The organism is Heterorhizobium halophytocola (assembly GCF_017873095.1).
In the GTDB taxonomy this organism is placed as follows: domain Bacteria; phylum Pseudomonadota; class Alphaproteobacteria; order Rhizobiales; family Rhizobiaceae; genus Allorhizobium; species Allorhizobium halophytocola.
Window position 1 is genome coordinate 220,934 of the sequence record NZ_JAGGJU010000011.1, and the last position, 25,483, is coordinate 246,416.

25 protein-coding genes and 4 pseudogenes are annotated in these 25,483 nt (G+C 59.3%); 10 read left to right on the forward strand and 19 right to left on the reverse strand.

Annotated elements, in window-relative coordinates:
- Nucleotides 1-30: 30 nt before the first annotated feature.
- Genes tssK through J2Z17_RS19570 form a run of 6 tightly spaced genes read left to right on the forward strand, consistent with a single transcriptional unit; the run spans nucleotide 31 to nucleotide 8,809 of the window.
- Nucleotides 31-1,365, forward strand: coding sequence for a type VI secretion system baseplate subunit TssK (tssK, locus tag J2Z17_RS19545; RefSeq protein ID WP_209947329.1), 1,335 nt, complete (start codon nucleotides 31-33; stop codon nucleotides 1,363-1,365).
- A 25-nt stretch (nucleotides 1,366-1,390) separates the two neighbouring features.
- Entirely contained in the window at nucleotides 1,391-2,773 is a 1,383-nt protein-coding gene (tssL, locus tag J2Z17_RS19550) for a type VI secretion system protein TssL, long form (protein ID WP_209947331.1), read from the forward strand.
- 3 nt (nucleotides 2,774-2,776) lie between these two features.
- The gene (tssM, locus tag J2Z17_RS19555) at nucleotides 2,777-6,373 is read left to right on the forward strand and encodes a type VI secretion system membrane subunit TssM (protein ID WP_209947334.1); all 3,597 of its coding nucleotides are present in this window, start codon (nucleotides 2,777-2,779) and stop codon (nucleotides 6,371-6,373) included.
- Nucleotides 6,355-7,050: a type VI secretion system-associated protein TagF gene (tagF, locus tag J2Z17_RS19560; RefSeq protein WP_209947336.1), complete on the forward strand. Its 696-nt coding sequence runs from the start codon at nucleotides 6,355-6,357 to the stop codon at nucleotides 7,048-7,050. Before tssM ends, tagF begins: the two co-directional genes overlap by 19 nt.
- 4 nt (nucleotides 7,051-7,054) lie before the next feature.
- The gene (locus J2Z17_RS19565; protein ID WP_209947338.1) at nucleotides 7,055-7,783 is read left to right on the forward strand and encodes a PP2C family protein-serine/threonine phosphatase; all 729 of its coding nucleotides are present in this window, start codon (nucleotides 7,055-7,057) and stop codon (nucleotides 7,781-7,783) included.
- Nucleotides 7,784-7,786: 3 nt separating this feature from the next.
- Nucleotides 7,787-8,809, forward strand: coding sequence for a hypothetical protein (locus J2Z17_RS19570; RefSeq protein ID WP_209947340.1), 1,023 nt, complete (start codon nucleotides 7,787-7,789; stop codon nucleotides 8,807-8,809).
- 163 nt (nucleotides 8,810-8,972) lie between these two features.
- On the opposite strand, the gene J2Z17_RS19575 is transcribed toward J2Z17_RS19570, so the two are convergent.
- Entirely contained in the window at nucleotides 8,973-9,791 is an 819-nt protein-coding gene (locus tag J2Z17_RS19575; RefSeq protein WP_209947343.1) for a M15 family metallopeptidase, read from the reverse strand.
- Between the two features lie 539 nt (nucleotides 9,792-10,330).
- On the opposite strand from J2Z17_RS19575, the gene J2Z17_RS19580 reads away from it, so the two are divergent.
- Entirely contained in the window at nucleotides 10,331-10,789 is a 459-nt protein-coding gene (locus J2Z17_RS19580) for a MarR family winged helix-turn-helix transcriptional regulator (RefSeq protein ID WP_209947345.1), read from the forward strand.
- Nucleotides 10,790-10,993: 204 nt separating this feature from the next.
- The gene (locus J2Z17_RS19585) at nucleotides 10,994-11,755 is read left to right on the forward strand and encodes a helix-turn-helix domain-containing protein (RefSeq protein ID WP_209947347.1); all 762 of its coding nucleotides are present in this window, start codon (nucleotides 10,994-10,996) and stop codon (nucleotides 11,753-11,755) included.
- A gap of 298 nt (nucleotides 11,756-12,053) precedes the next feature.
- On the opposite strand, the gene J2Z17_RS19590 is transcribed toward J2Z17_RS19585, so the two are convergent.
- Together J2Z17_RS19590 and J2Z17_RS19595 are read right to left on the reverse strand one after the other, a co-directional pair.
- Nucleotides 12,054-12,368 (reverse strand): hypothetical protein, encoded by a 315-nt coding sequence (locus J2Z17_RS19590; RefSeq protein ID WP_209947349.1) that lies wholly within the window; start codon nucleotides 12,366-12,368, stop codon nucleotides 12,054-12,056.
- 23 nt (nucleotides 12,369-12,391) lie between these two features.
- Nucleotides 12,392-12,778, reverse strand: a pseudogene (locus J2Z17_RS19595) (Imm26 family immunity protein); the annotation flags it as partial.
- A 921-nt stretch (nucleotides 12,779-13,699) separates the two neighbouring features.
- On the opposite strand from J2Z17_RS19595, the gene J2Z17_RS19600 reads away from it, so the two are divergent.
- Together J2Z17_RS19600 and J2Z17_RS19605 are read left to right on the forward strand one after the other, a co-directional pair.
- The gene (locus tag J2Z17_RS19600) at nucleotides 13,700-13,930 is read left to right on the forward strand and encodes a type II toxin-antitoxin system Y4mF family antitoxin (RefSeq protein ID WP_209947353.1); all 231 of its coding nucleotides are present in this window, start codon (nucleotides 13,700-13,702) and stop codon (nucleotides 13,928-13,930) included.
- Entirely contained in the window at nucleotides 13,927-15,186 is a 1,260-nt protein-coding gene (locus J2Z17_RS19605; protein WP_209947355.1) for a type II toxin-antitoxin system HipA family toxin, read from the forward strand. Before J2Z17_RS19600 ends, J2Z17_RS19605 begins: the two co-directional genes overlap by 4 nt.
- Before the next feature lie 127 nt (nucleotides 15,187-15,313).
- Here J2Z17_RS19605 and J2Z17_RS19610 read toward each other — a convergent pair whose 3' ends face one another.
- From J2Z17_RS19610 to J2Z17_RS25610, 16 genes and pseudogenes are all read right to left on the reverse strand, one after another.
- On the reverse strand, nucleotides 15,314-15,682 hold the full coding sequence (locus tag J2Z17_RS19610) for a hypothetical protein (protein ID WP_209947356.1): 369 nt from the start codon (nucleotides 15,680-15,682) through the stop codon (nucleotides 15,314-15,316).
- A gap of 52 nt (nucleotides 15,683-15,734) precedes the next feature.
- Nucleotides 15,735-16,322, reverse strand: a pseudogene (locus tag J2Z17_RS19615) (IS3 family transposase); the annotation flags it as partial.
- Nucleotides 16,323-16,447: 125 nt separating this feature from the next.
- Complete coding sequence (locus tag J2Z17_RS19620) at nucleotides 16,448-16,723, reverse strand: helix-turn-helix transcriptional regulator (RefSeq protein WP_209947358.1); 276 nt, start codon at nucleotides 16,721-16,723, stop codon at nucleotides 16,448-16,450.
- Nucleotides 16,724-16,740: 17 nt separating this feature from the next.
- Nucleotides 16,741-18,063, reverse strand: a complete 1,323-nt coding sequence (locus tag J2Z17_RS19625) for a type II toxin-antitoxin system HipA family toxin (protein WP_209947360.1) — start codon at nucleotides 18,061-18,063, stop codon at nucleotides 16,741-16,743.
- Between the two features lie 172 nt (nucleotides 18,064-18,235).
- Nucleotides 18,236-18,625, reverse strand: a complete 390-nt coding sequence (locus J2Z17_RS19630) for a PAAR domain-containing protein (protein WP_209947363.1) — start codon at nucleotides 18,623-18,625, stop codon at nucleotides 18,236-18,238.
- A 52-nt stretch (nucleotides 18,626-18,677) separates the two neighbouring features.
- Entirely contained in the window at nucleotides 18,678-19,337 is a 660-nt protein-coding gene (locus J2Z17_RS19635) for a hypothetical protein (protein WP_209947364.1), read from the reverse strand.
- Complete coding sequence (locus tag J2Z17_RS19640) at nucleotides 19,334-19,822, reverse strand: hypothetical protein (protein WP_209947366.1); 489 nt, start codon at nucleotides 19,820-19,822, stop codon at nucleotides 19,334-19,336. Before J2Z17_RS19640 ends, J2Z17_RS19635 begins: the two co-directional genes overlap by 4 nt.
- 101 nt (nucleotides 19,823-19,923) lie before the next feature.
- Nucleotides 19,924-20,310, reverse strand: coding sequence for a tetratricopeptide repeat protein (locus tag J2Z17_RS19645; RefSeq protein ID WP_209947368.1), 387 nt, complete (start codon nucleotides 20,308-20,310; stop codon nucleotides 19,924-19,926).
- A gap of 308 nt (nucleotides 20,311-20,618) precedes the next feature.
- On the reverse strand, nucleotides 20,619-21,614 hold the full coding sequence (locus J2Z17_RS19650) for an IS5 family transposase (RefSeq protein WP_245224239.1): 996 nt from the start codon (nucleotides 21,612-21,614) through the stop codon (nucleotides 20,619-20,621).
- Between the two features lie 153 nt (nucleotides 21,615-21,767).
- Nucleotides 21,768-21,983, reverse strand: a pseudogene (locus J2Z17_RS19655) (transposase); the annotation flags it as partial.
- Between the two features lie 64 nt (nucleotides 21,984-22,047).
- Nucleotides 22,048-22,647, reverse strand: a complete 600-nt coding sequence (locus J2Z17_RS19660) for a PoNe immunity protein domain-containing protein (protein WP_209947370.1) — start codon at nucleotides 22,645-22,647, stop codon at nucleotides 22,048-22,050.
- Between the two features lie 170 nt (nucleotides 22,648-22,817).
- Nucleotides 22,818-23,156, reverse strand: a complete 339-nt coding sequence (locus J2Z17_RS19665; protein WP_209947372.1) for a hypothetical protein — start codon at nucleotides 23,154-23,156, stop codon at nucleotides 22,818-22,820.
- Nucleotides 23,138-24,124: a hypothetical protein gene (locus J2Z17_RS19670; protein WP_209947375.1), complete on the reverse strand. Its 987-nt coding sequence runs from the start codon at nucleotides 24,122-24,124 to the stop codon at nucleotides 23,138-23,140. Before J2Z17_RS19670 ends, J2Z17_RS19665 begins: the two co-directional genes overlap by 19 nt.
- Before the next feature lie 4 nt (nucleotides 24,125-24,128).
- The gene (locus tag J2Z17_RS25280; protein ID WP_245224215.1) at nucleotides 24,129-24,374 is read right to left on the reverse strand and encodes a PAAR domain-containing protein; all 246 of its coding nucleotides are present in this window, start codon (nucleotides 24,372-24,374) and stop codon (nucleotides 24,129-24,131) included.
- 295 nt (nucleotides 24,375-24,669) lie between these two features.
- Entirely contained in the window at nucleotides 24,670-25,224 is a 555-nt protein-coding gene (locus J2Z17_RS19680) for a hypothetical protein (RefSeq protein WP_377300171.1), read from the reverse strand.
- 163 nt (nucleotides 25,225-25,387) lie between these two features.
- Nucleotides 25,388-25,483 (reverse strand): annotated as a pseudogene (locus J2Z17_RS25610) (IS5 family transposase); the annotation flags it as partial.

The following is a 25,483-nucleotide window of genomic DNA, read 5'->3' on the forward strand; positions in this document are numbered from 1 at the left end:
CTGCAGTGCGGCAAAAGGAGTGATGTGAGCGTGTCCTGGGAAAACAAGGTCGTCTGGCAGGAGGGGTTGTTTCTTCAACCCCACCACCTCCAGCAACATGATCGTTATGTCGAGGCGCTGGTGGCCGGCGTGGCCTCCAGTGTCGCGCCCTATGCCTGGGGCGTTCGCGAGCTGACGCTCGACGACGAACTCCTCAAACTCGGCAAGATCGCGGTGAAGTCCTGCACCGGGATCACCCCGGACGGCGCGACCTTCCGCATTCCCCTTACCGAGGATCACCCTGCCGCGCTGGACGCGCCTGCAAGCGTCAAGAACACCGTCGTCTACCTGGCGATCCCGATCCGTCGCCAGGGCGCGGCCGAGATCGACATGTCCGGCGCACCGCAGTCTGCCGCGCGGTTCCGGCCTGCCGAGATCGAAGTGACCGATACCATGGGTCGCGACGGCCGCGCCGTGCGCATGGCGATCGGCAAGCTCCGGCTGCAATTCGCGCTCGATCTCGACGACCTCTCCGATCAGCTCGTCATTCCAATCGCCCGCATCATCGAAGTGCGCCAGGACCGCGAGATCGTGCTCGACCGTGCCTTCATTCCGGCCTGCACCGATGCCCGCGCTGCACCGCCGCTACACGGTTTCCTGCGCGAACTCGAAGGCCTCCTGAGCCACCGCGCCGAAGCGCTTGCCGGCCGGCTCAACCAGAATGGCGCGGCCAAGGGCGTGGCGGAAATCTCCGACTTCCTGCTGCTGATTTCGGTCAACCGGGCGCTGCCGACGGTGCGCCATCTGCTGGCCGTCGAGAATGCCCACCCGCATATCATCTACCAGCTGCTCGTCAGCCTCGCCGGCGAGCTTGCAACCTTCATGACGCCGGAAAAATTGTCGCCGCAATTCCCGGCCTATCGGCATGACGACCTGACAAATGTCTTCCAGCCGGTGTTTCGCGCCCTGCGCCAGCATCTGAGTGCCGTGCTGGAGCAGAATGCCGTCTCGATCCCGATCGAGCAGCGCAAATACGGCGTGTCGGTTGCGATGGTCACCGACAAACGGCTGCTGACATCGGCGACCTTCGTGCTGGCCGCCAAGGCCAGCGTGCCGCCGGAAAGCGTGCGCCGTCACTTTCCGACCCAGGCCAAGCTCGGCCCGGTGGAGGAAATCCGCCAGCTCGTCAATTCGGCCCTGCCAGGCATTGCCCTTCGCCCGCTTCCCGTGGCGCCGCGGCAGATCCCCTACCATTCCGGCGTCGTCTATTTCGAACTGGACCGCGCCAGTCCGTACTGGAAGCAGATGACGACCTCCGGGGGCCTCGCCGTGCATGTCTCTGGCGATTTCCCTGATCTCGAACTGGAACTCTGGGCCATTCGCTGAGCCCGGCCCCGCTTAGGAGCGACAGATGAACCGCGACGATCCCTTTGCCGAACCGTTCGATACGGACAAGACGGTCATACGGCCGAATCCGGCGGGCCGCCGTCCCACGGCCCCAACGCCGACACCGCCGCAAGCTGGTATGCAGCCGCAGGCCGCCGCCTCCCCGCCGTCATCGGCAGCTGCGCAGGCTGCCGCCGCACCGGTGGTGGCGGTCGGCTCGGCGGCGACCGGCATGAACCCGCTCAATGCCTGCGCTTCGACGCTGTTTTCCCTGGTGGCGCGCATTCGCAACCGGGCACAGCATTCCGACCCGGCGGCCCTGCGCGAAAGCGTGGTCGCCGAGATCCGTGCCTTCGGCGACGCGGCCCAGCAGGCCGGCATTCCGGTACAAACCGTGCGGGCTGCCCGCTATGCGATCTGCGCCACCATCGACGATGTGGTGCTCAACACGCCCTGGGGCGGCCAGAGCATCTGGACGCAGCGCAGCATGGTCGGCACCCTCCACAAGGAGACCCTTGGCGGCGACCGCTTCTTCGATCTGCTTTCCGGGCTTGAAAAGGCGCCGTCGCAAAATCTCGACTTGCTGGAATTCCTCTATGTCTGCCTCAGCCTCGGCTTCGAGGGACGCCTGCGCGTGGCGCCGCGCGGATCCGAGAAACATTTGGAAATCCGGGACGGCCTGGCCCGCCTGATCCGTACCCATCGCGGCAATGTCGATCCCAGTCTTTCGCCGCACTGGAAGGGTTCGGGCATCGCCTACAAGCTGCTGTCGGTCTGGACGCCGGTATGGATCATTGCCGGCGTGGCGCTGGCCGGCATCTGCCTGCTGTTCTTCGGCTTCTCCTTTGCCCTCAGTGGCGATACCAAACGCCTGAGCGGCCAGATCGCGGCGCTCGACGTCAACGGCCCGATCGAGCTGGCACGGCCCGCGCCGCCGCCGCCGCCCGCACCGCCGGCGCCAAAACAGGTGTCTACCGTCGAGACGGTCTCCGCCTTCCTCCAGCCGGAGATCGACGAGGGCCTTGTGACGGTCGACAGCCTTGGCAACACGCTGACCATCCGGATCGCCGGAAACAGCATGTTCCCGTCTGCCTCGGACCAGCTCGAGCCGCGCTTCGAGGACATCATGGATCGGGTTGCCAAGGCGCTCGACAACGAGGACGGGCGCATCATCGTTGCCGGTCACTCGGACAATATCCCGATCCAGACAGCGCGCTTCCCGTCCAACCTGGCACTGTCGCTGGCCCGGGCGAAATCCGTGATGGACCGCATCTCCGCCTCGCTCAGCGACAAGAGCCGCATCACCGCAGAGGGCCGGGCCGACAAGGAACCGATCGCCTCCAACGACACGCCCGAGGGGCGCGCCAAGAACCGCCGCATCGAAGTCATTCTAGTGAAGGCAGGCTGAGCCATGATCCGCACCATTCGAAACCGTATCTTGAACCCCATAGGGGTGCTGATCCTGTTCAGCCTGATGCTGGCGGTAGCGCTCTGGCTTCTCGGTCCGCTGCTGGCGATCGGCAATGTGCGTCCCTTCGACCGCGAAAGCCACCGGCTGATCGCCATCGCCGCGATCGCCGCGCTGACGACTATCGCCATTCTGGTCATGCTGCTGCGCCGCCGTTCGCGCGACAAGCAGATGACCGAGGCGATCACGGCGGCGAACACCGCCAGCACCAATACCGGCGATGAGGCGGTGGAAGCCGAACTCGGCGAAATCCGCAAGCGGATGACCGAGGCGCTGGCCTTCCTGCGCAAGTCCAAGCTCGGCGGCCGTTTCGGCTCCCGCTATCTCTACCAGCTGCCCTGGTACATCATCATCGGACCGCCGGGATCCGGCAAGACGACGGCGATCGTCAATTCCGGCCTGCAGTTTCCGCTGGCAGAGCACATGGGCAAGACCGCCGTCGGCGGCGTCGGCGGCACGCGCAACTGCGACTGGTGGTTTACCAACGAGGCCGTGCTGCTGGATACCGCCGGCCGCTACACGACCCAGGACAGCAACAGTACGGCGGATGCCAAGGCCTGGACCGGCTTCCTCGACATGCTGAAGAAGCATCGCCGCCGGCAGCCGGTCAACGGGGCCATGGTGGCCATCAGCCTGTCGGACCTGTCGCTGCTGGACGAGCAGACCCGCCGTGCGCATGCCCGCTCCATCCGCACCCGTCTGCAGGAACTGCGCGAGCGGCTCGGTGTCCGGTTTCCGGTCTATGTGCTCTTCACCAAGGCCGACCTGATCGCCGGCTTCCAGGAATTCTACGACAATCTGGGCGCCGAGGAGCGCGAGCAGGTCTGGGGCTTCACCCTGCCTTACGAGAAGGGTTCCCGCGACGCCAACCCGCTCGCCGCCTTCAACGCGGAATTCGACGCCCTGCTGGCCCAGCTCTCCAACCGCAGCCTGGAACGGATGCAGGCCGAGATCGACTACCAGCGCCGCAGCCTGATTGCCGGTTTCCCCGCGCAGATCGCCTCGCTGCGCGGCGTCGCCGAAAGCTTCCTTGGCGACATCTTCCATGACAACCGCTACGAGGACAGCCAGTTCCTGCGCGGCGTCTACCTCACCTCCGGCACTCAGGAAGGCACCCCGATCGACCGTCTGATGATGGGTATGGCCCGCACCTTCGGCATCGGCCGTCAGGCGATCGGCACCGGCCGCGGCCAGGGACGCAGCTACTTCCTGACCCGCCTGCTGAACGGCGTGATTTTCCCGGAAGCCGGCCTTGTCTCGGCCGACGATGCCGTCGAGCAACGCTATCGCTGGATCAAATGGGGTGCGGTCGCCTGCGGCGTGCTGAGCCTTGCTGCGGCAACAACGATCTGGACGACCAGTTTCCTCGGCAATGTCGACCTCATCTCCAATGCGAGCGCGCAGGTCGGCTCGTTCAAGACAGTCTCCAACGACATCCCGCGCAGCCCGATCGCCGACGCCAATCTCCCGCCGATCGTGCCGGCTCTCAACCTCCTGCGCGACCTGCCCGGCAACCCGGCCGCCAGCGACCCAGAGCCGCCGGTCGAGCTGACCTTCGGCCTCTACCAGGGCGATGCCGTGGGAACCGAGTCCGCACAGGCCTATCGCGGCGCGCTCAACACCATGCTGCTGCCGCGCATGCTGTTTCGCATCGAAGAGCAGATGCAGGCCAATATCAACAACCCCGATTTCCTGTTCGAGGCTCTCAAGGTCTATCTGATGCTCGGCCTGGAGGCACCGATGGATGCCACCGCTGTCAAGCAATGGGCGCAGGTCGACTGGGCCCTCACCTTCCCCGGTCAGGACCAGTTGCAGAGTGACCTTCTCGGCCATCTCGACGAAATGCTGAACCAGCCGATGCGGCGGGTCACGCTGAACGGCCCGCTGGTCGATCAGATCCAGGCGCTGCTGGCCGAAACGCCGCTTGCCGAACGGGTCTACCAAAGCATCGTCAAGGCGCCGGCGGCCCGCGCCCTGCCCGAATTCCGGGTGACCGAAGCCGGCGGTCCCGCCGCCTCGCGCGTGCTGCTGCGTCCCTCGGGCAAGCCGCTCAGCGCCGGCGTCGAAGGCGTCTACACCTACAAGGGCTTCCACAGCTACTTCCTGCCGCAGCTCGCCACGGTCGCCGACCGCGTCAAGGAGGAAAACCTGGTGCTCGGTCCGCGGGCCGAAGAGGTGACGCCGGCAACACTCGACCGGCTCGGCCGGGACGTGCTGGCGCTCTACGAGAACGACTATGTCAACCACTATGACCAGCTTCTGGCCGATATCGACATCATCCCGATGGAGAGCCTGGGCCAGGCAAGCCAGGTCATCAACATCCTATCCGGCCCGACCTCGCCGATCCGCAACATCGTGAAGGCGGTCTCCACGGAGACCAAGCTGACCGTATTGCCGCAGGCAAAGGCCGTCGCCGGAAGCGCCGCCTCGGCCGCCACCGACTTCGCCAAGGATGAGGTGACTGACCGATTGGACGCCGACGGCCGGGCCATCGCCGAGGCGCTGGGTTCCGCCTTCTCCGGTGCCAATGTCGCCGGTGGTGCGCCCAAGACCGCCCCCGGCCAGTTCGTCGAGGACCGCTTCGCCGCCTTGCAACAGCTCGCCGATGCGGCCGATGGCGCGCAGTCGGGGCTCGACGAGCTCATCCAGCGCATGGGTGACGTCTTCGACGAACTCAACCGCCTCTCGCTCGGCCAGAACTCCGGTGCCGGCATTGTCGGACAGAAGGCCAATGCCGTCGGCGAACTGGAAGCCCGCATCGCGCGGCTGCCCAACCCGCTGCAGCGCTGGACGACGCAGGTCGTCGCCGGCTCGTCGGGGGCTGCCGTCGGCGGCGCCCGGGCCGATCTCAACGCGAAGTGGCAGGCGCAGGTCCTGCCCTTCTGCAAGCAGGCGATCGACGGTCGCTATCCGTTCAGCCGTCAGGCCAAGTCCGATGTCGCGCTGCAGGATTTCGGCAAGCTCTTCGCGCCGAGCGGGCTGATCGACAAGTTCTTCAACGAGAACCTCGCCCCCTTCGTCGATACCACCTCCAATCCATGGCGGCTGAAGCGGGTGAACGGGGTCGATATCGGCATATCCGACGCCGTCATCGGTCAGTTCCAGAAAGCCTCGCAGATCCGCGACAGCTTCTTTCTCGGGCCCGGCCTGCCCTCGGTCACCTTCGACGTGACACCGGTGGCACTCGATCCCTCGGTCGAACAGGTGACCGTTGATATCGAGGGCCAGCCCGTCACCTACGCCCATGGACCACCCGAGGTCACGCCGCTGACCTGGCCTGGCCAGGCGGGCGGGCGCACGCGGGTTGCCTTCTCTCCGCCGCGCGGCGATGTCGAGAACAGCATCCAGAAGGACGGTCCATGGGGCTGGTTCCGGCTGCTCGACACGGCCGAACTGCGCCGCACCAATGTCTCGGACCGCAACCGGGTGATCTTCAACCTCGGCGGACGGATCGCCATCTTCCAGCTGCGTGCCGGCTCCGCGTTGAACCCGTTCACCGCTTCGGCGCTCGGCAGCTTCTCGTGCCCGAGTTCGCTATGATGGCACCCGGCCTCGCCTATGGCTGGTACGGCAAGGTGCCCTGTGTCGGCGACTTCGTCCGCCAGGGTCTCTCGCCCCACTTCATCGGGGCGTGGGACACGTGGCTGCAGGAGCTGCTGGTCGCAGGGCGCAAGGCGGAGGGCGAGCGCTGGCGGGACTGTTACCTGACAGCGCCGATCTGGCGCTTCGCGCTCTCGGCCGGCACATGCGGCCCGCGGACCGCCGTCGGCATCATGATGCCGAGCGTCGACCGTGTCGGCCGTCAGTTTCCGCTCTGCATCGCGATCGAGGTCGATGCGCCTGCCTGGATCGCCTACCAGGCCGTCGAGCCATCCTTTGCCGCACTCGAGGAAGCGGCGCTGGCAATGCTGGAGGACGATGCGCCGCTTTCACTTCTGGAAGGGGCGCTGGCAAAGATCGCGCCGCCGCTCCTCCCCACCCAGCCGCATATGACCCGGATGGGCACGGCGACGGCCCTGGTCGGCGAGGGCACACCGGCACAGGCGCTGGCAGGACTGGCCGCCGCGGCGCCGGCAACCCTCTGGGTCGCCGCCCTCGACGGCGTCAACCGCGTGCTGCTGACCCCGCAAATGCCCAGTGGATCCGAGGGTGCGCGCACCCTTTTCGACGCAAACGCCGCTCTCTGGAGCCCCGACGCCCAGGAAAATCGAGAGTAAAGAGATGACCCCATCGTCCATCACTGCCCGCAAGCGCCACAGCGCCTGCACCCATGTCGGCCTGGTCCGCAAGATGAACGAGGATTCGATCCTTGTGCGTCCCGAACTCGACCTCTGGGCCGTATCCGACGGCATGGGCGGACATGCCGGCGGGGACTACGCCAGCCAGGCGGTGGTCGATGCCCTGGCCAGGCTGTCGCCCGACCTCCAGCCCGCGGAAGTGATGCACGAAGCCCGCAACGCCCTGCAGGCGGCGCATCTGCAGATCGCCACCGAAACCGCCCGGCGGGGCGCCGGCATGATCGGCGCCACCGTCGTGCTGCTGGTCCTCGCGGACGAACATTTCATGTGCCTGTGGGCGGGCGACAGCCGTCTCTACCGCTTGCGGGACGGGGCAATCGAGATGATCAGCACCGACCATTCGGTGGTCGGCGAACTCGTCGAGCAGGGCTATATCAGCTGGGAAGAGGCAGAGACCCATCCGCGCGCCAACGAGATCACCCGTGCCGTCGGCGTCGGCGACGACCTCGAGATCGACAAGCGCCGTGGCACGATCCAGCCGGGTGACCGCTTCCTGCTCTGCTCCGACGGCCTGTCGCGATATGCCGGCGCCGACGTGCTCCATCGGCTGCTGAGCGAGCGCCCGATCGAGACCGTGGCCGATGACCTGTTGCAGGTAGCCCTTGCGGGTGAAGCCTCGGACAATATTTCCGTCATTGTCGTGGACGTGTGATCCATGCCCTGCTTCTGTACCGTTCCCGCCGATGTCGCGAATGCCCGCTTCAGCCGCGCCTTCATGGTGGCGCCGCCTCCTCCGCCACAACTGTTGCTTGCAGCGGCCATCCCGGCGCTTGATCCCGACAGCCGGCTCGACATGCGGATCGATGCCGGTTTCAACCCGACCGTATTGCCCAACCTCGATTTCGCCGGCGGCGCGCTGGCGCAAATCGGGATGACCCTCAATCTGGCGGCGGGCAGCTTCGCCCTCGACAATCTGCCGCAGCTCGAGTTCGAAATGCAGCAGGCGGCCGCAAGTATCCAGACCATTCTCTGGCCGAGATTCAGGGATCTGCTGGATTTGAAGATCCAGCCACTGATCAATTTCGCCGTCATAGCACGGCTGCTGCTGGATCTGGAGGCACTCGGCATCGACCCGTTCCTGGTTACCGCCAGTCCCCCTGCCCCGACGATCAACAGCTTCGACCTCAAGCTGCCCCTGCCGAAACTCAAAATGGCCCAGCTGCTCGCAAAGCTGCCGAATCTTCTGGCGTTGAACACGATCCTGGACATTCCGCCGCTCGGCGACCCCACCTCGGTGGCGGCGCTGAAAAACCGGCTGGACGGGCTTGCCCAACTGACGCCACCCAGCCTGTTCATTCCGATACCGGTGCTGATGAAGCTGGCCCTCGTTCTGGAATCGCTCGCGACCATTCATCAGACCTTTGCCGACGGCGTGTCGCCGACCACCCTCGACCGCATCCGCATGATGATGCGCGTCTGGTCCACATTTCCGATCCCGATCCCGCTTCAGGCCCTGGCGCTGAAGGCCAAGCTCGACCTTCTGCCGCCGCTGGAGGATATCAAGTTGGGTGAGAGCGTTGCCGGCACGATGAGCAGCGCCTTCGCGGCCAGCACCTTCTCGCCGCCAAAACTGGCCATCGCCCCTTTCCTCAATGTCGTGATGGCGCTTTATGGCTCGATGCAGATAGCGGTCGACATGGAGCCTTTCGACGTGTGCAGCATCTGCAACTGCAATTGACGGGAAGAAGCCGTCAGCCGACATGAAGATGGACCGGATCGCCGAGGCGGGCCGGTCCATAAAATTGACGGAGAAACATCAGCAAGATCAGCGGCGCGAGACCGGGCCCTGCCGGCGCGCCCCCCGTTGCCGGCGTCGGCGATGACATCAGGGGAAGCTGCGCTCAGATCTCACCGAGACGTCGCCATTGCTCGAGCTTTTCGCGGCTGACCTCGAAATGCATGGAATCCTCGCGGCTGAAGCCGGCACCCCAGATCCAGCCCTCCTTCTTGAAGAAGTCCGCGAGCAGGATCAGTCCGAGCTGGGTCTTGTTGTCGCCCAACGTATCGAGAACACCGTCGATGTTGATGTCGACCGCCAGGCCATAGGCATGGGCGGAAGCGGAACTGTCGGAGCCGCGGATGCGCCTGACGCAGAGCGAACCGGCGCTCTTGATGCGGGCATAGAGTTCCGGCTCGAAGACCTGCACATTGGCAAAGATCTGCCGTAGCGAGATCAGCGCGGGGCTCAGCATGCGGGCATCGATCGGGCCGACATTTTCGGTCTTCAGCAGCGCCTGCAGCTTCGGGTTGGTGGCCGACTGGCAATCGTCGCTGAGGTCGTCGCGCGGCAGACCGATCAGCTCCCTCAGGAAGGACGGCGTGGACACGGTCAGCCCCTCATTGGCCGATCGCCGGTCGGCAATCAGCACCACCTGGGCAAAGGAACCCTTCAGCGAGTCGGACTCGGGCGCTGCAGCCTCGTCCGGCAGGGCCTCGCGGGCAGCCCCGGCAAGGCCGAGCGAGGTGCGGGCATCGACGCCGTCGATCCGCACCCGCAGCTGCTCGACTTCGTCGCGCAGGGCCGCGATATCGGCCTCCAACGGGCTCGGGTCGAAGACCGGCAGCGGCTCCGGGGGTGCAAAATGCCGCTCGGAATAGTGCCAGATGATGGGAGCCGCGGCGATCGAGATGGCGATCAGCAGCCCTGAGAGAAATCGCATGAATTTGGGTCCCCGCTTCGGATGAGGCCTGCCCGGCTGCAGGCCGCCGGTCCGAGGACCGCGACCGCAGGGGATCGCCTCTGCATGACGGTAAGTGCGGGAAAGCAGAAATAAGGTTCATCGGCCGGCGACCGACACCAGGTTTTTTTTGGCGGCCGCCGGGGCGTATCGTGATCTCGGCAATTCTTTCAGGATTTCAGGGACCTAGGTTATGTGACAAATGCCGCCCCGAGCGTGCCATCCGGGATACTCGCGGCAGGGTGAGGGACGCGCCCCTCTTCACCGCGATGCGCAAACGGGAACGCCAGCAGCCCGGAGAGGCACAGGCCCATCCCCTTCCACGCTGTGTTTTGCACCGCATCCGGCGCCGCCCAACGGCCGCCCTTAGACGGCGAGGTCAAGGTCGCGCGAGGCTGAAAATGCTTGCTTCACAACCCATGCAGTGCAAAAAGCAGCCTCCCCCTGATCATTTCCAGTTAATATTTAGGGGTATATCGACACACCGTTCAAACACGGTGCGGTCAGAAGGAGAAAACGGCATGCTGGATATTTACGAGATGCCGGCCCATCTTATCAGGCGGCTGAACCAGGCGTCGGTTTCCCTGTTCATGGAAAACACCACCAGCCGGGGCTATGATCTGACGCCGGTGCAATATGGCGCGCTGATCGCCATCGGCGACCGGCCCGGCCTCGACCAGGCCACGCTCGCCAGCAATCTGGCCCATGATCGCGTTACCATCGGCGGTGTGATCGATCGGCTGGTTCTGAAGAACTTTGTCCGGCGCGAGGTGAGCCCCACCGACCGCCGGGCACGCGAACTGTTTCTGACGGCCGAAGGCCTGGCGATTATCGAGAAGGTACGTCCGATCATGCACGAGCTGCAGGATCTCCTCCTGCAAGGCCTGGACGCGAGCGAACGGACCATGTTCGTGCAAATGCTGCAAAAGGCAACCGACGCGGTCAACGACCGCAGCAGAGCCCCGCTGCGCTTCACCTAAGGCAGCGCACCAGCCTCATGCACTGCTGATGAAAATGGTGGGCCCGGAGGGCCTGCAGAATTCCGAGAAAAGCAGCCGCATAGCCCCCTGTGGGACAAAAACACCGCTTCATAAAAATCAATGGCTTAGCGAAGCCGCCGTCCCACCTATCCGGTCCCTTTTCGCTGCTTCTTTGCCGGTCGTATTGCGACCAGGGAGGCGCGCATGAGCGGGGCGCGGCCATTCCGGGACGTGAAGCTGCAATGGCTTCAGCAGTTGAGCTGCGACAAGGATTTGAGCGACAGCGCGCGATCCGTGGCGCTCTACATCATTACCACACATTTGAACGGCCACACCGAGAAGGCGTGGCCGTCCTATCAAACGATTGCCGACGCGACCGGCAAGAGCGTCAAGACCATTCAGCGCGCCATCCGTGAGCTTGAGACCAGTGGCTGGTTCGGGATCCGGCGCGGAAATGGCATCGGGCACAACACAGAATATCGTCCCTCTGCGGCTACGATTTTACGCGCATCGCACGCCCGCGAAAAGACGGACAAAATTGTCACCCTTTACCCTGACAAAGGCGGTCAAAATCGTCCGGAAAGGCGGTCAGATCTGTCCGGCGAAGGGGGACAGATATGTCCACCAAACCCAGAGAAAGAAAAAATATATAAACCTAACCCGCGCGAGCACGCGCCGCCGCGCGTCGAGACGCGGCGAGCCGTCCCCCTCGTTTTCGTGGCCGAGACGAAGGCGGATCAGCTCGAGCAATGGCGCATCTGGCTACGTCATCACGGTCGTCTCTCAATCGAGGCCTTAGGGCTTCGAACAGTAAAAGCCGGCAAGCTGGGTTATGCCTTGCCAGGTTATTGGCCACCAGACGAGGCAAGCCCGATTGCGCTGGATTGTATCGCATTCTTCTGCCATCGCCGGGACCACATCGCCGAAAAAGCCGTCCGGCAAACCGACCTTCGGAGGGCGTCATGACGGCTGGCGACCTGAAGGGAGCAAGGCGACCCCTGTCATACGGCAAGACGTCCGACAGGAATTGAGTTTTACCATGTTGGCAGCCTCGCAGGCAGCCTACGTCCCGGTTTGCATGGCGATACCAAAGCGGCGGCATTCATGCGCCAGCGCCTTCATCCGCGCGCGAAGCTCATGGTCATCGCTGCGCCTGGTTTCGTAACGGATCGTCATCCGGCAATAGCCGAAGCTTGTATCGCCCCTCTGCAGTGCATCAACCGATAGAACGTATATATCAGACGCTCCTAGATGAGGCCGAAAATCAAAGATACGCTCTGACCTCAAGCGCGCTGCCTTCCTCGGCTTTGCCATATCGCTTGATTGCTAGGCCACCTCGCGCTAAAGGTGCGGCCCTCCAGATCGGCTCAACGACAGCGAACAGCAGGTCCGCATCCGGACCGTACATGTATATGACGCACCGCCCGCCACCGAACTCTTCGCCATCAAATTCGCCCAAGCTACTCTCGCCGATAGCGTTCTGAAGTTCATCAGCCAAACCGGCAATGATCTCACGCTCCCGTCCTGAGCCGAACGGAGCGTCAATCAACGGGAGATGAACGATTAGGGCATGTTCCATTCAATCTCCCACCAAGACTTCGCTTAGCTTCGCTTCGCTTCCACAAACCGATAGCCCGCTACGCTGTCAGAAGGAAGGTCGTTATCGCTCTCCATCACCTGCTCGCTCAATATCTTACTTGGATCATTGTCATCATAGCGTATCAATCTGGGCTTGGCTTTTTTCAACGGATCACGCCTGACCGCCTCAAACATTGGCCACTCTGCGGGATTCCAATCAGGTAGTTTTCCTACGACAGGCCACAGTCCCTTGTGCAAGCCGAGATCGCCAAATCGCAACGACAAAATGGCGTTGCCCGGCTCAAGACCTTCAACGCCCGCCTCGGTTTGCGCAGGGATGCGCGGGCCAAAGAAATATCCGAGCAAAAGTTTGCCGCTGGGGTCAGTTCGCGCAACCAGCCCTCTAGCGAAGCCTCCATTTTTTTAATGGAACCAAGAATATGGAGCTTTCCGGGTATGAGGGCATCATTGTCCACCGTGTTTAAGAAGCTAGTTTTGGGCCGCGTCCATGCAGGCCTGAAGCTTTGGATTTCGCGAACTAATGGGACTGATTTTATTCAGGGCCGGATTATGGAGGCCACGAAGCATTTGCTCCAGACCTCGCTGCTCAGAATATATATTAGTATGATGTATTGGCGTGAATTGAAATTCTGCCAAGCGCGGATCGCGTAGGCGCTCCCCTGACGACGTACAAAATCAATAGTTCTCCCAGACCTAACCACAGTGCCTGCGATGTCTTGTAATAAGTAGGTGCCGCCACGCACCCACGCCGTCGCCGCACCTCCGCCAACTATCCCAGCTGCCTTTCCGCCCATGGCCAAATCCGACGCCAGAACTTCGTGAACCATGATGCCATCGATTACATGATCTCCGCTATCGGCAGACGGGGCACCGTCGATGACGAGCATCAGCTCGCCGTCATCGCCCCAGCCATAGACTGTAAAGCGCCCTTCAGATCGGTTGTCCGGGGTTCGTCTTCGTAGGGCGACTTTATTGGACTTTCCGGAAGAGCATGACAGCAGATCCACGGCTGTCCTAAAATCGCCCGAGCGCCAGCCCGCACCGGCATCTGGCTCACTGGGGGAGCTGGACCGGAATTCTACGTTGTAGTTGGTATACAAGGCGCCTTATTGGGATCATTGCCGCTTCCAATTAGCGTAAACGGCACTCCCAAACTGCCGAAGTTTCCAGCATCGCATCGGCGCAATCTTATTTTCCCGATCGGGAAATATTTCCTCCGAGTGGCACCTTGCTTCGTTAATTATCCCGATCGGGAAATTTTTCTCGACAAACCGACTGATATGCTGCTATTTTCCCGATCGGGAAATAAAAATGGCAAAACACGTCAGAAGTCCAGCCGACATCGGCGCCTTGGTCCGCAGCACACGCAAGGAGCAAAACTTGCGGCAGGACGAGCTTGCCGGCGTTTCGGGCGTCGGCCTCCGGTTCATAGTCAATCTCGAAGCTGGCAAACCGACAGCACAGATCGGAAAGGTTTTGCAGGTTCTGCAAACGCTCGGGTGTTCGATTGACATCTTGGCCCCTGGGGAACGTCGAAAATGACGGTAAGAGCTCTGAATGTGTGGTGGGATGGTCGCTTCGTCGGGCAATTCACCCAAGATAGCCATGGCGACATCGGCTTTGCCTACACCCAAGCTTGGCTTGAGGATGAAAAGGCGCTCCCGCTTTCAAACTCTCTTCCAAAGCGCCGGGAGCGTTTCTTCCGCCGTGAATGCCGACCATTCTTTGGCGGCCTATTGCCCGAAGAAAGTCAGCGCCTCATTGCAGCACAAGCATTGGGGGTTTCACCCGCGAACGACTTCGCACTTCTCGACCGCTTGGGCGGGGACGTCGCTGGCGCGCTCCAGCTTTTGCCGGAAGATGAGGAGCCAACAGCAGCAGGGCCGATCACGGGCCACCAACCGGCATTTCTGGAAGATGCCGGGATTGTTCGGATACTGGACGCACTTCCGACACGGCCGTTATTGGCCGGTCAAGGCCTCAGACTTTCGCTAGCTGGCGCGCAATCCAAGGTGCCACTTATTCTGATAGACGACCAGCTAGCGCTTCCAGTGTCGGGGCAGGCAACAACGCATATTTTGAAACCGCCAATCGCGCGCTTTCCAGGGACAACTGCGAATGAAGCCTTCGTGATGAGCCTCGCAGCAGCGATCGGCCTTGATGTTGCGCCTGTCGAACCCAGATCGGCGAATGGGCGCCCATTTCTTTTGGTCGAGCGTTATGATCGCTATCGCGATGCCGAAGGTCTGGTTCGTCGCATCCACCAGGAGGATTTCTGCCAGGCACTTGGTGTGCCACCCGAAACGAAGTATGCCAGCGAGGGCGGGCCTACCTTCAAGGACTGCTTCGAGCTGTTGCGTCGGGTCTCACAGCGGCCGAGCACGGACATCGCTAAGCTCCTGGATGCTGTGATTTTCAACCTCATTGTCGGAAACGCAGACGCCCACGGAAAGAACTTCTCAATTCTATATGACGACCAGGGGCCGAGAATGGCTCCGTTGTACGACCTACTTTCCACGGTGACCTATCCAGATCTTTCACCGAAAATGGCTATGCGGATCGGCAAACGCGCCACCCTCGCTGAGATGGATGTTGATGGATGGCAGGCATTTTCTAAGGATGCTGGTGTTGGTGTGCCTCTGATACGCCGCCGTGTGAAGGAGCTTTGCGACGGCGTCAGAGAATTTTCCGAGCGCCTTGCCACGAGTGCTTCTGCGGCATCTAACAATATTACAACACTCAACCGGCTCACCGATTTAGTGGTTGAGAGGGCAAAACTCGCGGCGCTGTCCATATGAGAAAAAAGCTTATGCATCAACAGTTTATACCAAGCGTCCGTGAACCTGACTCTCGCGGAGTTTCCCAATGGCTGAAGGCAGCGATGGACACACTGGCCGGCTTACTCCACACTCTTTTTGGCGCTTGCTATTCGTATGACACACTCACATCCATAGAAAAACTGGAAACTCTATATTCCGCCCAGAGACCTGAAACGGCCTCGAAACCTGCGAATGTAAGGTTTCCGTTATTGACATTCCATTCGCATATCTCACGCAACCCCACCAAAGTATCTAGCTCAATATCGCCCCACGCTCCGTCAGCATACTCTCGCAACTGAACGGGGCCGGAGATTGAACACCGCACATCTACGTCGGGGCCAATGAAGCCGATTCCTTCTACAAAAATACCGTCGCTACGGAAGCTGATTTGTCTCTCGCTCGCAACGAAAGAGCTGATCTGACAATCTGGAAAACTGGCTCGGTTTGCGGCGTCAGCGTGAAGTTCCAGATACATCGTTAATATCCTCGGTAATCCCCCCGTTCTTAACGGGGCGCGGCAGTAGAATTCACGCGGCCATTTTCAGTTTCTGGGCGGGTGTGATGCCGCCGATCCCCATATTGGGCCGTTCATTGTTGTAGGTCCATAGCCACTGCGTGGCGAATTCCTGCGCCTCCTCGATGCTTTCGATGATGTATTGGTCGAGCCATTCATGCCGGACGGTGCGGTTGTAGCGCTCGACATAGGCATTCTGCTGCGGCTTTCCGGGCTGGATGTGGCTCAAGGCAATTCCTTGCGTTGCTGCCCACTCCATCAGTTTGCCACTGACATACTCGGGTCCGTTATCCACACGAATGGCGAACGGTTTGCCGCGCCATTCGATGATCTGGTTCAGGCTGCGGATCACGCGTTCAGCAGGCAGCGAAAAGTCCACCTCGATGCCCAACCCCTCGCGGTTGAAGTCGTCCAAGACATTCAACAGTCGGAATTGCCTACCATCCTCCAAACGATCCGCCATGAAATCCATGGACCAGACCAGGTTCGGCGCATCCGGCACAGTCAGAGCGTCGGGCTTGTCCCGCTTCAAACGCTTGCGTGGCTTGATCCTGAGGTTCAACTCCAGCTCACGATAGATGCGGTAAAGCCCGAGAAAATTCTACTTTTGAAGCCCGTTAATTTGCGGGAGGATTACCTGCCAAATCGAGGACTCTTCTGTCCAGTTTACCTGCGGTGGCGATCCGTCAATATCCCTCTACATCTGAGCGCTAGAATTCGTGGAACTCAGCTTTTTGATATAAAACCGACGCTAAACCCAAACAAGCGGCCTATTTTTCCCAATGTTTCCAGCGTTGGGTTCGCCGTGCCGGCTTCGATCTCCGCAACCTGTCGCCTGGTGAGAGACAGCGTCTTGGCGAACTCCTCCTGCGTCATGCCGAACCCTTTGCGGATTTCGACAACCGCTTCAGGCAACCGTAAATCACCGTTTCTAGCACGCTCCGCCAGTGTTCTTCGGTTTTCAAGGATCTCCTCTTTCGTCGGCTTCTTCCATCGAGCCATCTAGCGGTCCTTCACCATCATTGACACGCCCCCAAAACGCTGTCCGCTATCGCGATACAGCGCCCCATCGCGCGATCCAGAATGTCCGGAGGCGCGCTCATAACTTTCGCCATGGCCGGAGCCTGGCGCAGGTGTTCGGCAAAACCGGAAAGCGTAGCTGCGAGCGCTCTCTGCTCAGCAGGATCAGGCATCAGTTCAGCGCAAATACGCTTCCAATCGGGAAGATGATCGCGACCACCGTCACGCATCATCGCCCATCGGGTGGAGCGAACAATCCCCTCCTTGGCGAGCCGCATGGGTGCGAAATCAAAGAGCGGGGACAGGCGGATTGTGCCATCCTGGTGCTTGCTGAGAGCTGAGTTCCGGCCATGATTGTCGGGGTTGCCAAGCGCGAGGTTGGCAATATCGCGCTTCAGGTATTCGGTAATGTCCGCGAAGGGATCGGCCGAATATTGACGCAGAACGTCGATATAGGCCTCATGCGTGCCGACATGGCCAAAATCGGCAACACCGATCGCGGACACGAGGCTTTCTTGCCCCAGTCGGACGGTTCCGCCGCCTTCTTTGTTCTTTCGGTCGAACCGGGGAATGATCAGGACACCTTCGGCATAGGTCGAAGGTTCGCTAACATTCAGACCTAATTCTTGAGCGATCCGCGAATAGAGGGCTTCGCCTTCGAGGATCAGGCGATCCACAGGCTCGTTGCTGCGTACCAGCTTGACAATGACGTGGCGCACGGCCTCATCATCGGTCACGAAGCTGTCGGGGTAATAGAGCCCGTCATTCGCCTGAGTCATAGAGACCTTCGGCCATTCGCCTTGCAGGCCGCTTGAGCCGGAGGCCAGCATTCCGAAGCGGTCGGCGACTTCCATAAAGCGATCCGACCGCTCAAGGATTTCCGCCTCTGTCACACCTTGGCGCTCGACACCGCACAGCCGTTCAGCTTCGGCGTCCGCCGCTTCTTTGATGCGGATATTGCCGACGCCGCCTGTCGCCGATCGGAGAAGCAGTGGCAGATCAGAAGCGCGCGAGCCTTCCGTAAGACCGAGGTGCTCGGCTAGCTTTCGCCGTGCATGCCCCTGAGGCATAAGATCCAAGAGGAAGGGCGGCCAGCTGCGGCTATATCGATTTTCGAGATCGACGGGATAGCGGACGGATAAGGCGCGATGATCACGGACCGTTTTTCCAGCCGCAAACTCCGCCGATGCGACAGTGACGAAATAGTCGAGATCATAATCGACGATGGACGCGCCCTGGAAGCCGGCCGCGTCGTCTTTGAGTTCCAATGTCGCGGCGTGATGCCACTCACCGTCAAAATGGGTTTGGAGCGTTAGGCGCATTAATTGACCCTTTCAATGGTTCAAATAATGCATTTTTCCAAGTTATTCAACCCATCAAAGTGGGTTGAATAATTAAGGTCAGAACTGCCAGCTACCGAAGCGGTCGTTAAAGGTTCTTATCCGGCTTACCATCTTCCGGCCACGCAACGCACTGCCGCACGCGAACACCCTCTCACGCCGGGCGTGGAACTGGCCGCCATGGACTTCTGGCACGGCGTGCCGCTGGTCGACGCGCCCGCATTACCGCACCGCCACCTGCACCATCGTTGCCGATATAGACATTGGAAGACCCGGTCTCGGCCGATCCGCCGCAATCGATCGCGTCGCCGATCCGGCCGGCCGCCTTGCCGTTGATGAAGACGGTGGCAGATCCGGCCGCGAGCGCGCGCGGATGCGAACCCGTATGACCGGCCAGGCAGGCATGCGCCGCATAGGAATCCCCCACCCGCATCAGCGAGCGACCGTTCACATAGACATCCGGACTGCCGCCGGTCGCAGGGCTCGGCGGGAAGCGGCAGCCATGAGCGGAGCCGATGTCGGCGCGTCGGTGGGCTGGGGGCATCTTTGGAACCTCAGGCGAAAAGATAATTTTTCAATTTAGATAATCAGAATATTCAGTTGGGTGGCATCGTCGCAATTAAACGATTTAGACTTTTATCTTCCCAACGATCGAGCTCCAACACCAACTTATGCATAGACTCTTTCTCCTCAGGATTGAAAACACCTTGATATTTGGGTTCGACAGCCAGCGCTGGCACAGCCTTGTCCAGAGCAACTGTCTTTTTGCCATAGACCTGAATACCAATATCCCAATACAGCCACGATGACGGCGCGCCAGCGTCTCCGAACTGTGATTTCACTTTTTCATATTGAAATCCTTGTCTTTCTGACTTTCCCAGGGAGCTGAACTGGAAAGACGCTCTCTCATTGCTGCCAGCATTCAATAAAAATTCTGCAAGCCACCGACGAAAATCCGAGTACTTTTCCTTATCAATTAGGTCATTGTATAAAACTGCACCTGTGAATGCGATTCTCTTATTGGAGTCCGAATCAACAAATATGTAAAATTTCCCGCATGAGTAATCATCTCCCATTTCATTTTCGGTTGAAAATGGAGCTGTTACTATTTGAATACTGGAGTTATTACAAATTTTTATGGGCTCATAGGCCATTTTTCCATCAATATATCTTGACATACCAGATGCTCCACCCACGCAAAGTGTTGAAAAGCTTAGAACACTTAAGATGAGTGCCGTTTTAGCTAAATCTGTCATCTTCCAAATTTCCCAGCTTCCATACTGCCGCCAACACTACCACCTACTAATGGCACGATACCTACCTTGCCGCCGGCCCTCCAGACGCCGTCCTTATATTCCGCCCGCCCCTTAACCTTCCCGGAAACGCCTACCGCCCCCTGTACGCTGCCGCCAAGAACAAGCCCGTAATCATATTCGTTAGTTTCAACATAGCGGCAGAGTTGTTCCGACCATTCCCAGCCTCCAAGCCATGTATGATCGCATAGATAGTCAGCCCATCGGGCTGGTATTAATTTGACCGATCCATCCGCCGCGATGGATCCGACCTCTACGCCCAGCCCCAGCTCGCCATTTAGCGTGGCTTCACCTTCCGCGAAATTGACCGTCGCCTCTCCAGCTGCCTTGGCTTCCGCTGTCGCGGCAGCGACCGTGACTTTTCCTTCAGCAGGTATTGCACCGTTGCCGACAAGCTTATTCTCCCAATTCAGCAGGTTACCACTCAAAGATGCATCCGCCTTGGCGCCGTATGACGTACCCTTATCGGTTTCAAATTTGCCGATTTGAGAACTTGTCCGACTTCGCCAGATATCAAAGGCGATTGGCCTCAGCGGTCAATCAGCCCGCGCTGGCGCAGATGTTCGAGATACCGGGGATCGCTGTCTTCGAATATCTCTTCGCCTTCCAGCATGTAGGCGCGCGGCAAGGGATCCGTCGCCTCCTCGACACGGCCGAGATCGTAGAGACAGGCTCCGATCCCCCAGAGAACGAAGGGATTGGTCACCCCTTCCATTCCGGCAGATGCGGCGGCCTCCTCGAAGGCTGCAAGGGCTGCCTCGATGTTCCCGCGCTCGCGTTCCGCGTCGCCTATCGAGGCGTTGAGCCAGAGCAATGCCTCCCAGCGGCGGCGAGGCTCGGGCAGAAGCGCGAGTGCCTCAGTCCAGACCGTCAGAGCTCCCTCAGCATCACCGGCGTCCCACGGCCAAAAATCCAATTGATCGAGCCGCAGAGGGCAGCTCATCTTAGGTTTAGCTAATTTTGCGAAAGACATACTCATCCAGGAGATACTGATAGCCCAAGATATAACGCTTATCCAATGCCTCTACCTGCCAACCGGGTCCCTTCACGAGATTGGAGACCTCGAAATACCGCTGAATTCGTGATCGGCGGCGCGGCCTGATGGCGGTTGGCGGCGTTTTCTTCCGATTTCGGGCCGGGCTTCGTGATGTCATCGCCCCTTCGGAGCGGTCAGCGTCATGCGGCGGCACGGCGTCCTTCGTGGAAGACGTAGCGAAGCATGTTTTAGGCGATATTGGCCATGCCGATCTTCACTTTCGCCCTGCTGATGCCAATCGTGCGGATGAAGAGCTTCATTTTGTCCTTTTGCCTGGCGAAGACATGCTCGACGGCGGACCTGATCTTTGATCGTCGCCCGTTTGCCCGCGACATCGTTTCCGGCATTGGCTTGCCCTTCGGTTTTCGTTGGTGGATGTCCGACTTCAGGCCATTGTCCTTCAGCCATTCCTCGTTGGTCTTCGAACGATAGGCACTATCGGCCCAGACGGTCGAAGCGGTATTGTCCTTGGTCACGACGTTCCTGAGTTGAGCGCCGTCATGGGCGGCCGCACTCGTCACCATCCATCCCCGGATGAACCCATGCGCCCGGTCGATGCCGGCATGGTTCTTGTAACCGAACATCGGAATGGCGATGTCATGCTGCCGGGTCGCGGCTGATGTCGGCGTTTGTGTCGGTTGCTTCGCCTTGGAATACTTCACCGTCCAACGCGCATCCCGATCCTTCTGGGCAAGCCTGGCGGGTGTGTCCTTCCACTCGTCCGGGATATCACCAGCCTTGATCGCATCTTTCTCGTCCTGACTGTTATGCTGCTTGGGTGCCTGGATGATCGTTGCATCAACGATCTGACCACCTTTGGCCAGATAGCCCGACCGGGAGAGATGTTTGTCGAAACGGGAGAACAGATTGTCGATGGCACCGGCCCGCACCAGGCTTTCACGAAACAGCCAGATCGTCTTGGCATCCGGAACCTTGTCGGAAAGGCCGAGCCCGAGAAACCGCATGAACGACAACCGGTCCTGAATGACGAACTCGGCCTGGTCGTCGGAAAGATTATAGAGCGCCTGCAGCACCAGGATCTTGAACATCAGCACCGCCGGAAACGGCGGGCGCCCGCCCTTAGATCCGTCGGATCGCTTCAGCGCCTTAGCCAACGGCTTCTCGAACACCGGCCAGGGGATGATGCTCTTCAGCTTCTCAAGCGGATCGCCAACGGCGCTCAGCCGCTCTTAGCGTTCGTCCAAATCCCAAAACCCAGGCTGCCCACGCATCATCTGTTCCCCGCAAATCGCGCATGCCGGATTGAATCACGAAAACCGGACGAAGGGGAGGTTTTTAGAGGTTTCCGATTGCTCTGATCCCCTGAAACTGGACCGTTCGGCGACAATCTTCTTCAGCCTGGAATTCTCATCTTCCAGAGCCTTCAATCGACGCATCTCATCCGGCAACAGACCCGCATACTTCTTGCGCCAATTGAAATACGTCGCCTGGCTGATCCCAGCCTTCCGGCAGATCTCTGCCACCGGCACACCATCATCGCCCTGCTTCAAAATGAACGCCTTCTGGGCGTCCGAGAACTTCGATGCCTTCATGCTTCCGCTCCTTCTCCCAGCCGGGAGGCTATCGCGGAAAACTCCAATTATAAACGGTCCAGTTTCAGGGGATCAGAGCACTGGCATCATATGCGTAATTTGGATGCTCTCTTAAATTGGAGTCATCGATGTTCAAGATTTTCGCTACTGCCGCAGCTTCAAAGCACCAGTATCCAAAATACGTATTGTGCCGACTTTTGTGGTTATTGAACCAATACGTATCTCCCATCTTGCGATACCAAGTCTTCATGAAGGCCTCGAGTTGGCGATCTCTATAGGCCTCGACCTTGAAGCACCTGTAGAGTGGCTCATAGGCGTCGGGCCAGAGCAGATGATCCGTGTCATCTTGCCCCGGGTAACCTAAAGCCTTGATCATCTTATTCGCCAGCGCATCGGTGGCATGATGGGGATTGCGCATTTGAAGGACGAGATAGTCCAGCACGATATCCGTCTTCTCTCGGGGAAGTTCAAAAAGGACACACCAAGCCAAAAGTCGATACCACATATCGAACCCGCCCGAATATCCGCCTCCATCGCCATAGAGGAAATAGTCAGGATCTTGCTGACCAAACTCCACAAAATACTTTAGCGCTTCAATCGCGCCATCCACATACTCGACAAACTCATTAACTGACGAACCCGAGGAGTAGGAAGCAATCGCCAAATGACTGGAATTTCAAAAATAATCATATTAAAATCCTATTCTTTTTTTAAAATCAATACTATTATCGTTCATTGCCTTATAGTAATTATGTAAAAAATTTTTTTTATACCGAATTAAATCATTAAAATACGCTAAATCTTTAATTGAATCTCTCATTGGCCCTCTTGTCTTCACTTTCTATTCTTAAGACTCTTTTTTATCACATTTCCGTACTTATCTACCTGCAATATTTGCGGATCAAATCCCTGCATGTTTATCAAAAACGCCTCCTCTTCGCCCACCGCATCTTCAAGCCGACCTCGGCCCCATGCTGGAGACATTTGTTTTGTACCATCCGAGAGCGTACCCAATCCAGCGCTACCATATTTTGCGTCAGCGACCACATAGCTCGGTGGGTTCCCGTCTTTTCTATACACACCGTCAATACCGTTATGGCCCACATCGGTCACCTCAGAGATAGGCCCGTTTATCTTTTCATATCCTTGAGAGGTCATATAGCGATCCGCCATTGCCTCCCCGAACTTTCCTTTTTCGCTATTTGTCGATTGTGAAGCCGGTAGCCAGTCCCCTGTTTTCGGATCTTGCAGAACAGCTTTCCCGTCCTGATTTCGCCTGACGCCTGGTGGATCGGAAGGATCGCGGAAGCTGCCGTCCTCACGTTCATCAAACTTTTCTTCTTTCTTCTTTCTAAGTTCCAAATCTTCCGCAGGCCGATCGGGAATCGTCCTGTTTCTATCCTCCAGGATTCCAGCAATTTGATTTTCGCCGGGCCGGCCATATTTCGCTTCCAGCGCATCGGTCCTCCATTCGAAGGCACCACCTGCATCATCACATTGGGATCGGCGTGGCGGAAGATGACCCGCTCATAGGCATGGGCCTTGGCCACACCACCCGGACGCCTCACCGTTCGCGGCGTGTCCTTGCGGGCGACCAGCATCTGGTTGATCCGGCGCAGATGGCGGGAAAGCGTCTCGGCGGTGACGGATCTGTCCGTGACCCAGAAGACAGCGCCGGGACGGTCGTCGATGACATCCAAAATCTGCCGCAGCCGTTCGGCCACCCGATCGGGATCATCGATGATATCCGAGGGGAGAACCCCACCGCCGGTTTCATCGCCGGCCGCGACATGGGCGGCCATCTCCGCCGCCATCTCCGCCGCCTTTGCCTCCAGCGCTTCGTCGGAAAAGTCCTCGTCCTCGCCATCGGGTGCCGTTTCCACGGGCGCGCGTGAAACCAGATAGGGATCGACAAGCCATGGCCCGCCGAGCACCGTCTCCTCGTTGCCCGGCACCTGCCGGTAGAGCGGGCGAAAGGACATGCCGACCGCGTTCAACCGCGCCGGCAGGGCCGTAAAGCGCGCGCCATCCATCGCCACATAGATGCGGTGGGCGCCCCCCTCGACCAGATCGTACAATTGTCGTTCCAGGGCAGCCCGGACATCATCGGGCCGCGGCTCGGTACGCTGGGTCACGGCCATCCCGTCATCCTCGCACGCCGGGCGTGGAACTGGCCGCCATGGACTTCTGGCACGGCGTGCCGCTGGTCGACGCGCCAGCGCCGCCGGCACCGCCGCCATCGTCGCCGATATAGACATTGGATGACCCGGTCTCGGCCGACCCTCCGCAATCGACCGCGTCACCGATCCGGCCGGCCGCCTTGCCGTTGATGAAGACGGTCGCCGATCCCGCGGCCAACGCCCGCGGATGCGGACCCGCATGGCCAGCCACGCGGCATGCGCCGCATAGGCATCGCCCACCCGCATCAGCGGGCGACCGTTGACATAGACATCCGGACTGCCGCCGGTCGCAGGCGTGGGCGGGAAGTGGCAGGCGTGGGCTGAGCCGATGTCGGCTTTGCGGTGGGCTGGGGGCATTGGACCTCCGTTTAAAAATTCCGACCAATCACGATATCGTCAAAACAAAATTGAACCGGACGACACCCCCCCAAAAAAACAAAAGCATCCCAACGACCAACACATCAAAACAAAACAAAACAAAACAAACTTTGAAGACCTACAAAACATTAACTTACAACACTTAAATCAGATCCGTAATCATCAATGTGCTCATAAAACAACGACACACCAGTACCAATACTATTGGATGAATATATATAATCCGTTATGCGATTCATTCTATCCAAAAGAGGGCGATTTTTATACAAACTATCACGATATCGCGATGGAAAATCATATATTTGCTTTGCACTTGTAAATTTATACCTGAATCCATTTATCAGAGAAGCATATATGAACGGGTTCAATTCCAAAAGAATCTTGCCAATAGCAAACCCCTCCTCAGATTTCTCGTCGACGTCGGAGTATCTCTGCTTCAGGCTGTCGAGGGCGATGGCTATTTCTTTTTCTCTTATACGTCCACCCGGCCCAAACAGCATATTGCTGGAGACGGCCTCCTCCTTCACTTCAACAAAGAACTGGAACATGGGATGCAGCGCCATGCCACGTTCAAGAGATTTCTCATAGGTTGCCTCCCAGGATAACCGCATCAGACCTGTGATAGCCTCGTCCATAGTCTCTTCACCTTCAATACAACGAATAAGAAAGGCGTACTGATTCATGATTGCCTCAAAAGAAGCGTAAAATCCGGGTGTGGCGTCACCATAGAAACTGTCGATCTTGGTTGCCTCTTCATCCCACCTGACAACATCCTCACGGGTCGCATAAACTTCATGGACGAAATCGTCGTAGGATCGAAAAGGTATATGAACCGGTGAGCCAGCCTTAGGCCCTGTTGACAAAGTATGGCAGCCAAATCTTTGCGGCGGCCAGAGCGAGGAATGCTGAGAAGGATTTCCGTGTTTTGTCGTATCGGGTCGC

Coding starts and splice junctions, on each gene's coding strand:
- J2Z17_RS19630 (WP_209947363.1), bottom strand. CDS start 18,625: ATGCCCCCAGCCCACCGACGCGCCGACATCGGCTCCGCTCATGGCTGC.
- J2Z17_RS19665 (WP_209947372.1), bottom strand. CDS start 23,156: ATGGCGGATCGCTATATGACCTCTCAAGGATATGAAAAGATAAACGGG.
- tssM (WP_209947334.1), top strand. CDS start 2,777: ATGATCCGCACCATTCGAAACCGTATCTTGAACCCCATAGGGGTGCTG.
- J2Z17_RS19610 (WP_209947356.1), bottom strand. CDS start 15,682: ATGTATCTGGAACTTCACGCTGACGCCGCAAACCGAGCCAGTTTTCCA.
- J2Z17_RS19625 (WP_209947360.1), bottom strand. CDS start 18,063: ATGCGCCTAACGCTCCAAACCCATTTTGACGGTGAGTGGCATCACGCC.
- J2Z17_RS19580 (WP_209947345.1), top strand. CDS start 10,331: ATGCTGGATATTTACGAGATGCCGGCCCATCTTATCAGGCGGCTGAAC.
- J2Z17_RS19585 (WP_209947347.1), top strand. CDS start 10,994: ATGAGCGGGGCGCGGCCATTCCGGGACGTGAAGCTGCAATGGCTTCAG.
- J2Z17_RS19680 (WP_377300171.1), bottom strand. CDS start 25,224: ATGAATCAGTACGCCTTTCTTATTCGTTGTATTGAAGGTGAAGAGACT.
- J2Z17_RS19605 (WP_209947355.1), top strand. CDS start 13,927: ATGACGGTAAGAGCTCTGAATGTGTGGTGGGATGGTCGCTTCGTCGGG.
- J2Z17_RS19575 (WP_209947343.1), bottom strand. CDS start 9,791: ATGCGATTTCTCTCAGGGCTGCTGATCGCCATCTCGATCGCCGCGGCT.
- J2Z17_RS19670 (WP_209947375.1), bottom strand. CDS start 24,124: ATGGCCGTGACCCAGCGTACCGAGCCGCGGCCCGATGATGTCCGGGCT.
- J2Z17_RS19620 (WP_209947358.1), bottom strand. CDS start 16,723: ATGGCTCGATGGAAGAAGCCGACGAAAGAGGAGATCCTTGAAAACCGA.
- J2Z17_RS19600 (WP_209947353.1), top strand. CDS start 13,700: ATGGCAAAACACGTCAGAAGTCCAGCCGACATCGGCGCCTTGGTCCGC.
- J2Z17_RS19590 (WP_209947349.1), bottom strand. CDS start 12,368: ATGGAACATGCCCTAATCGTTCATCTCCCGTTGATTGACGCTCCGTTC.
- tssL (WP_209947331.1), top strand. CDS start 1,391: ATGAACCGCGACGATCCCTTTGCCGAACCGTTCGATACGGACAAGACG.
- J2Z17_RS19570 (WP_209947340.1), top strand. CDS start 7,787: ATGCCCTGCTTCTGTACCGTTCCCGCCGATGTCGCGAATGCCCGCTTC.
- J2Z17_RS19565 (WP_209947338.1), top strand. CDS start 7,055: ATGACCCCATCGTCCATCACTGCCCGCAAGCGCCACAGCGCCTGCACC.
- J2Z17_RS19635 (WP_209947364.1), bottom strand. CDS start 19,337: ATGACAGATTTAGCTAAAACGGCACTCATCTTAAGTGTTCTAAGCTTT.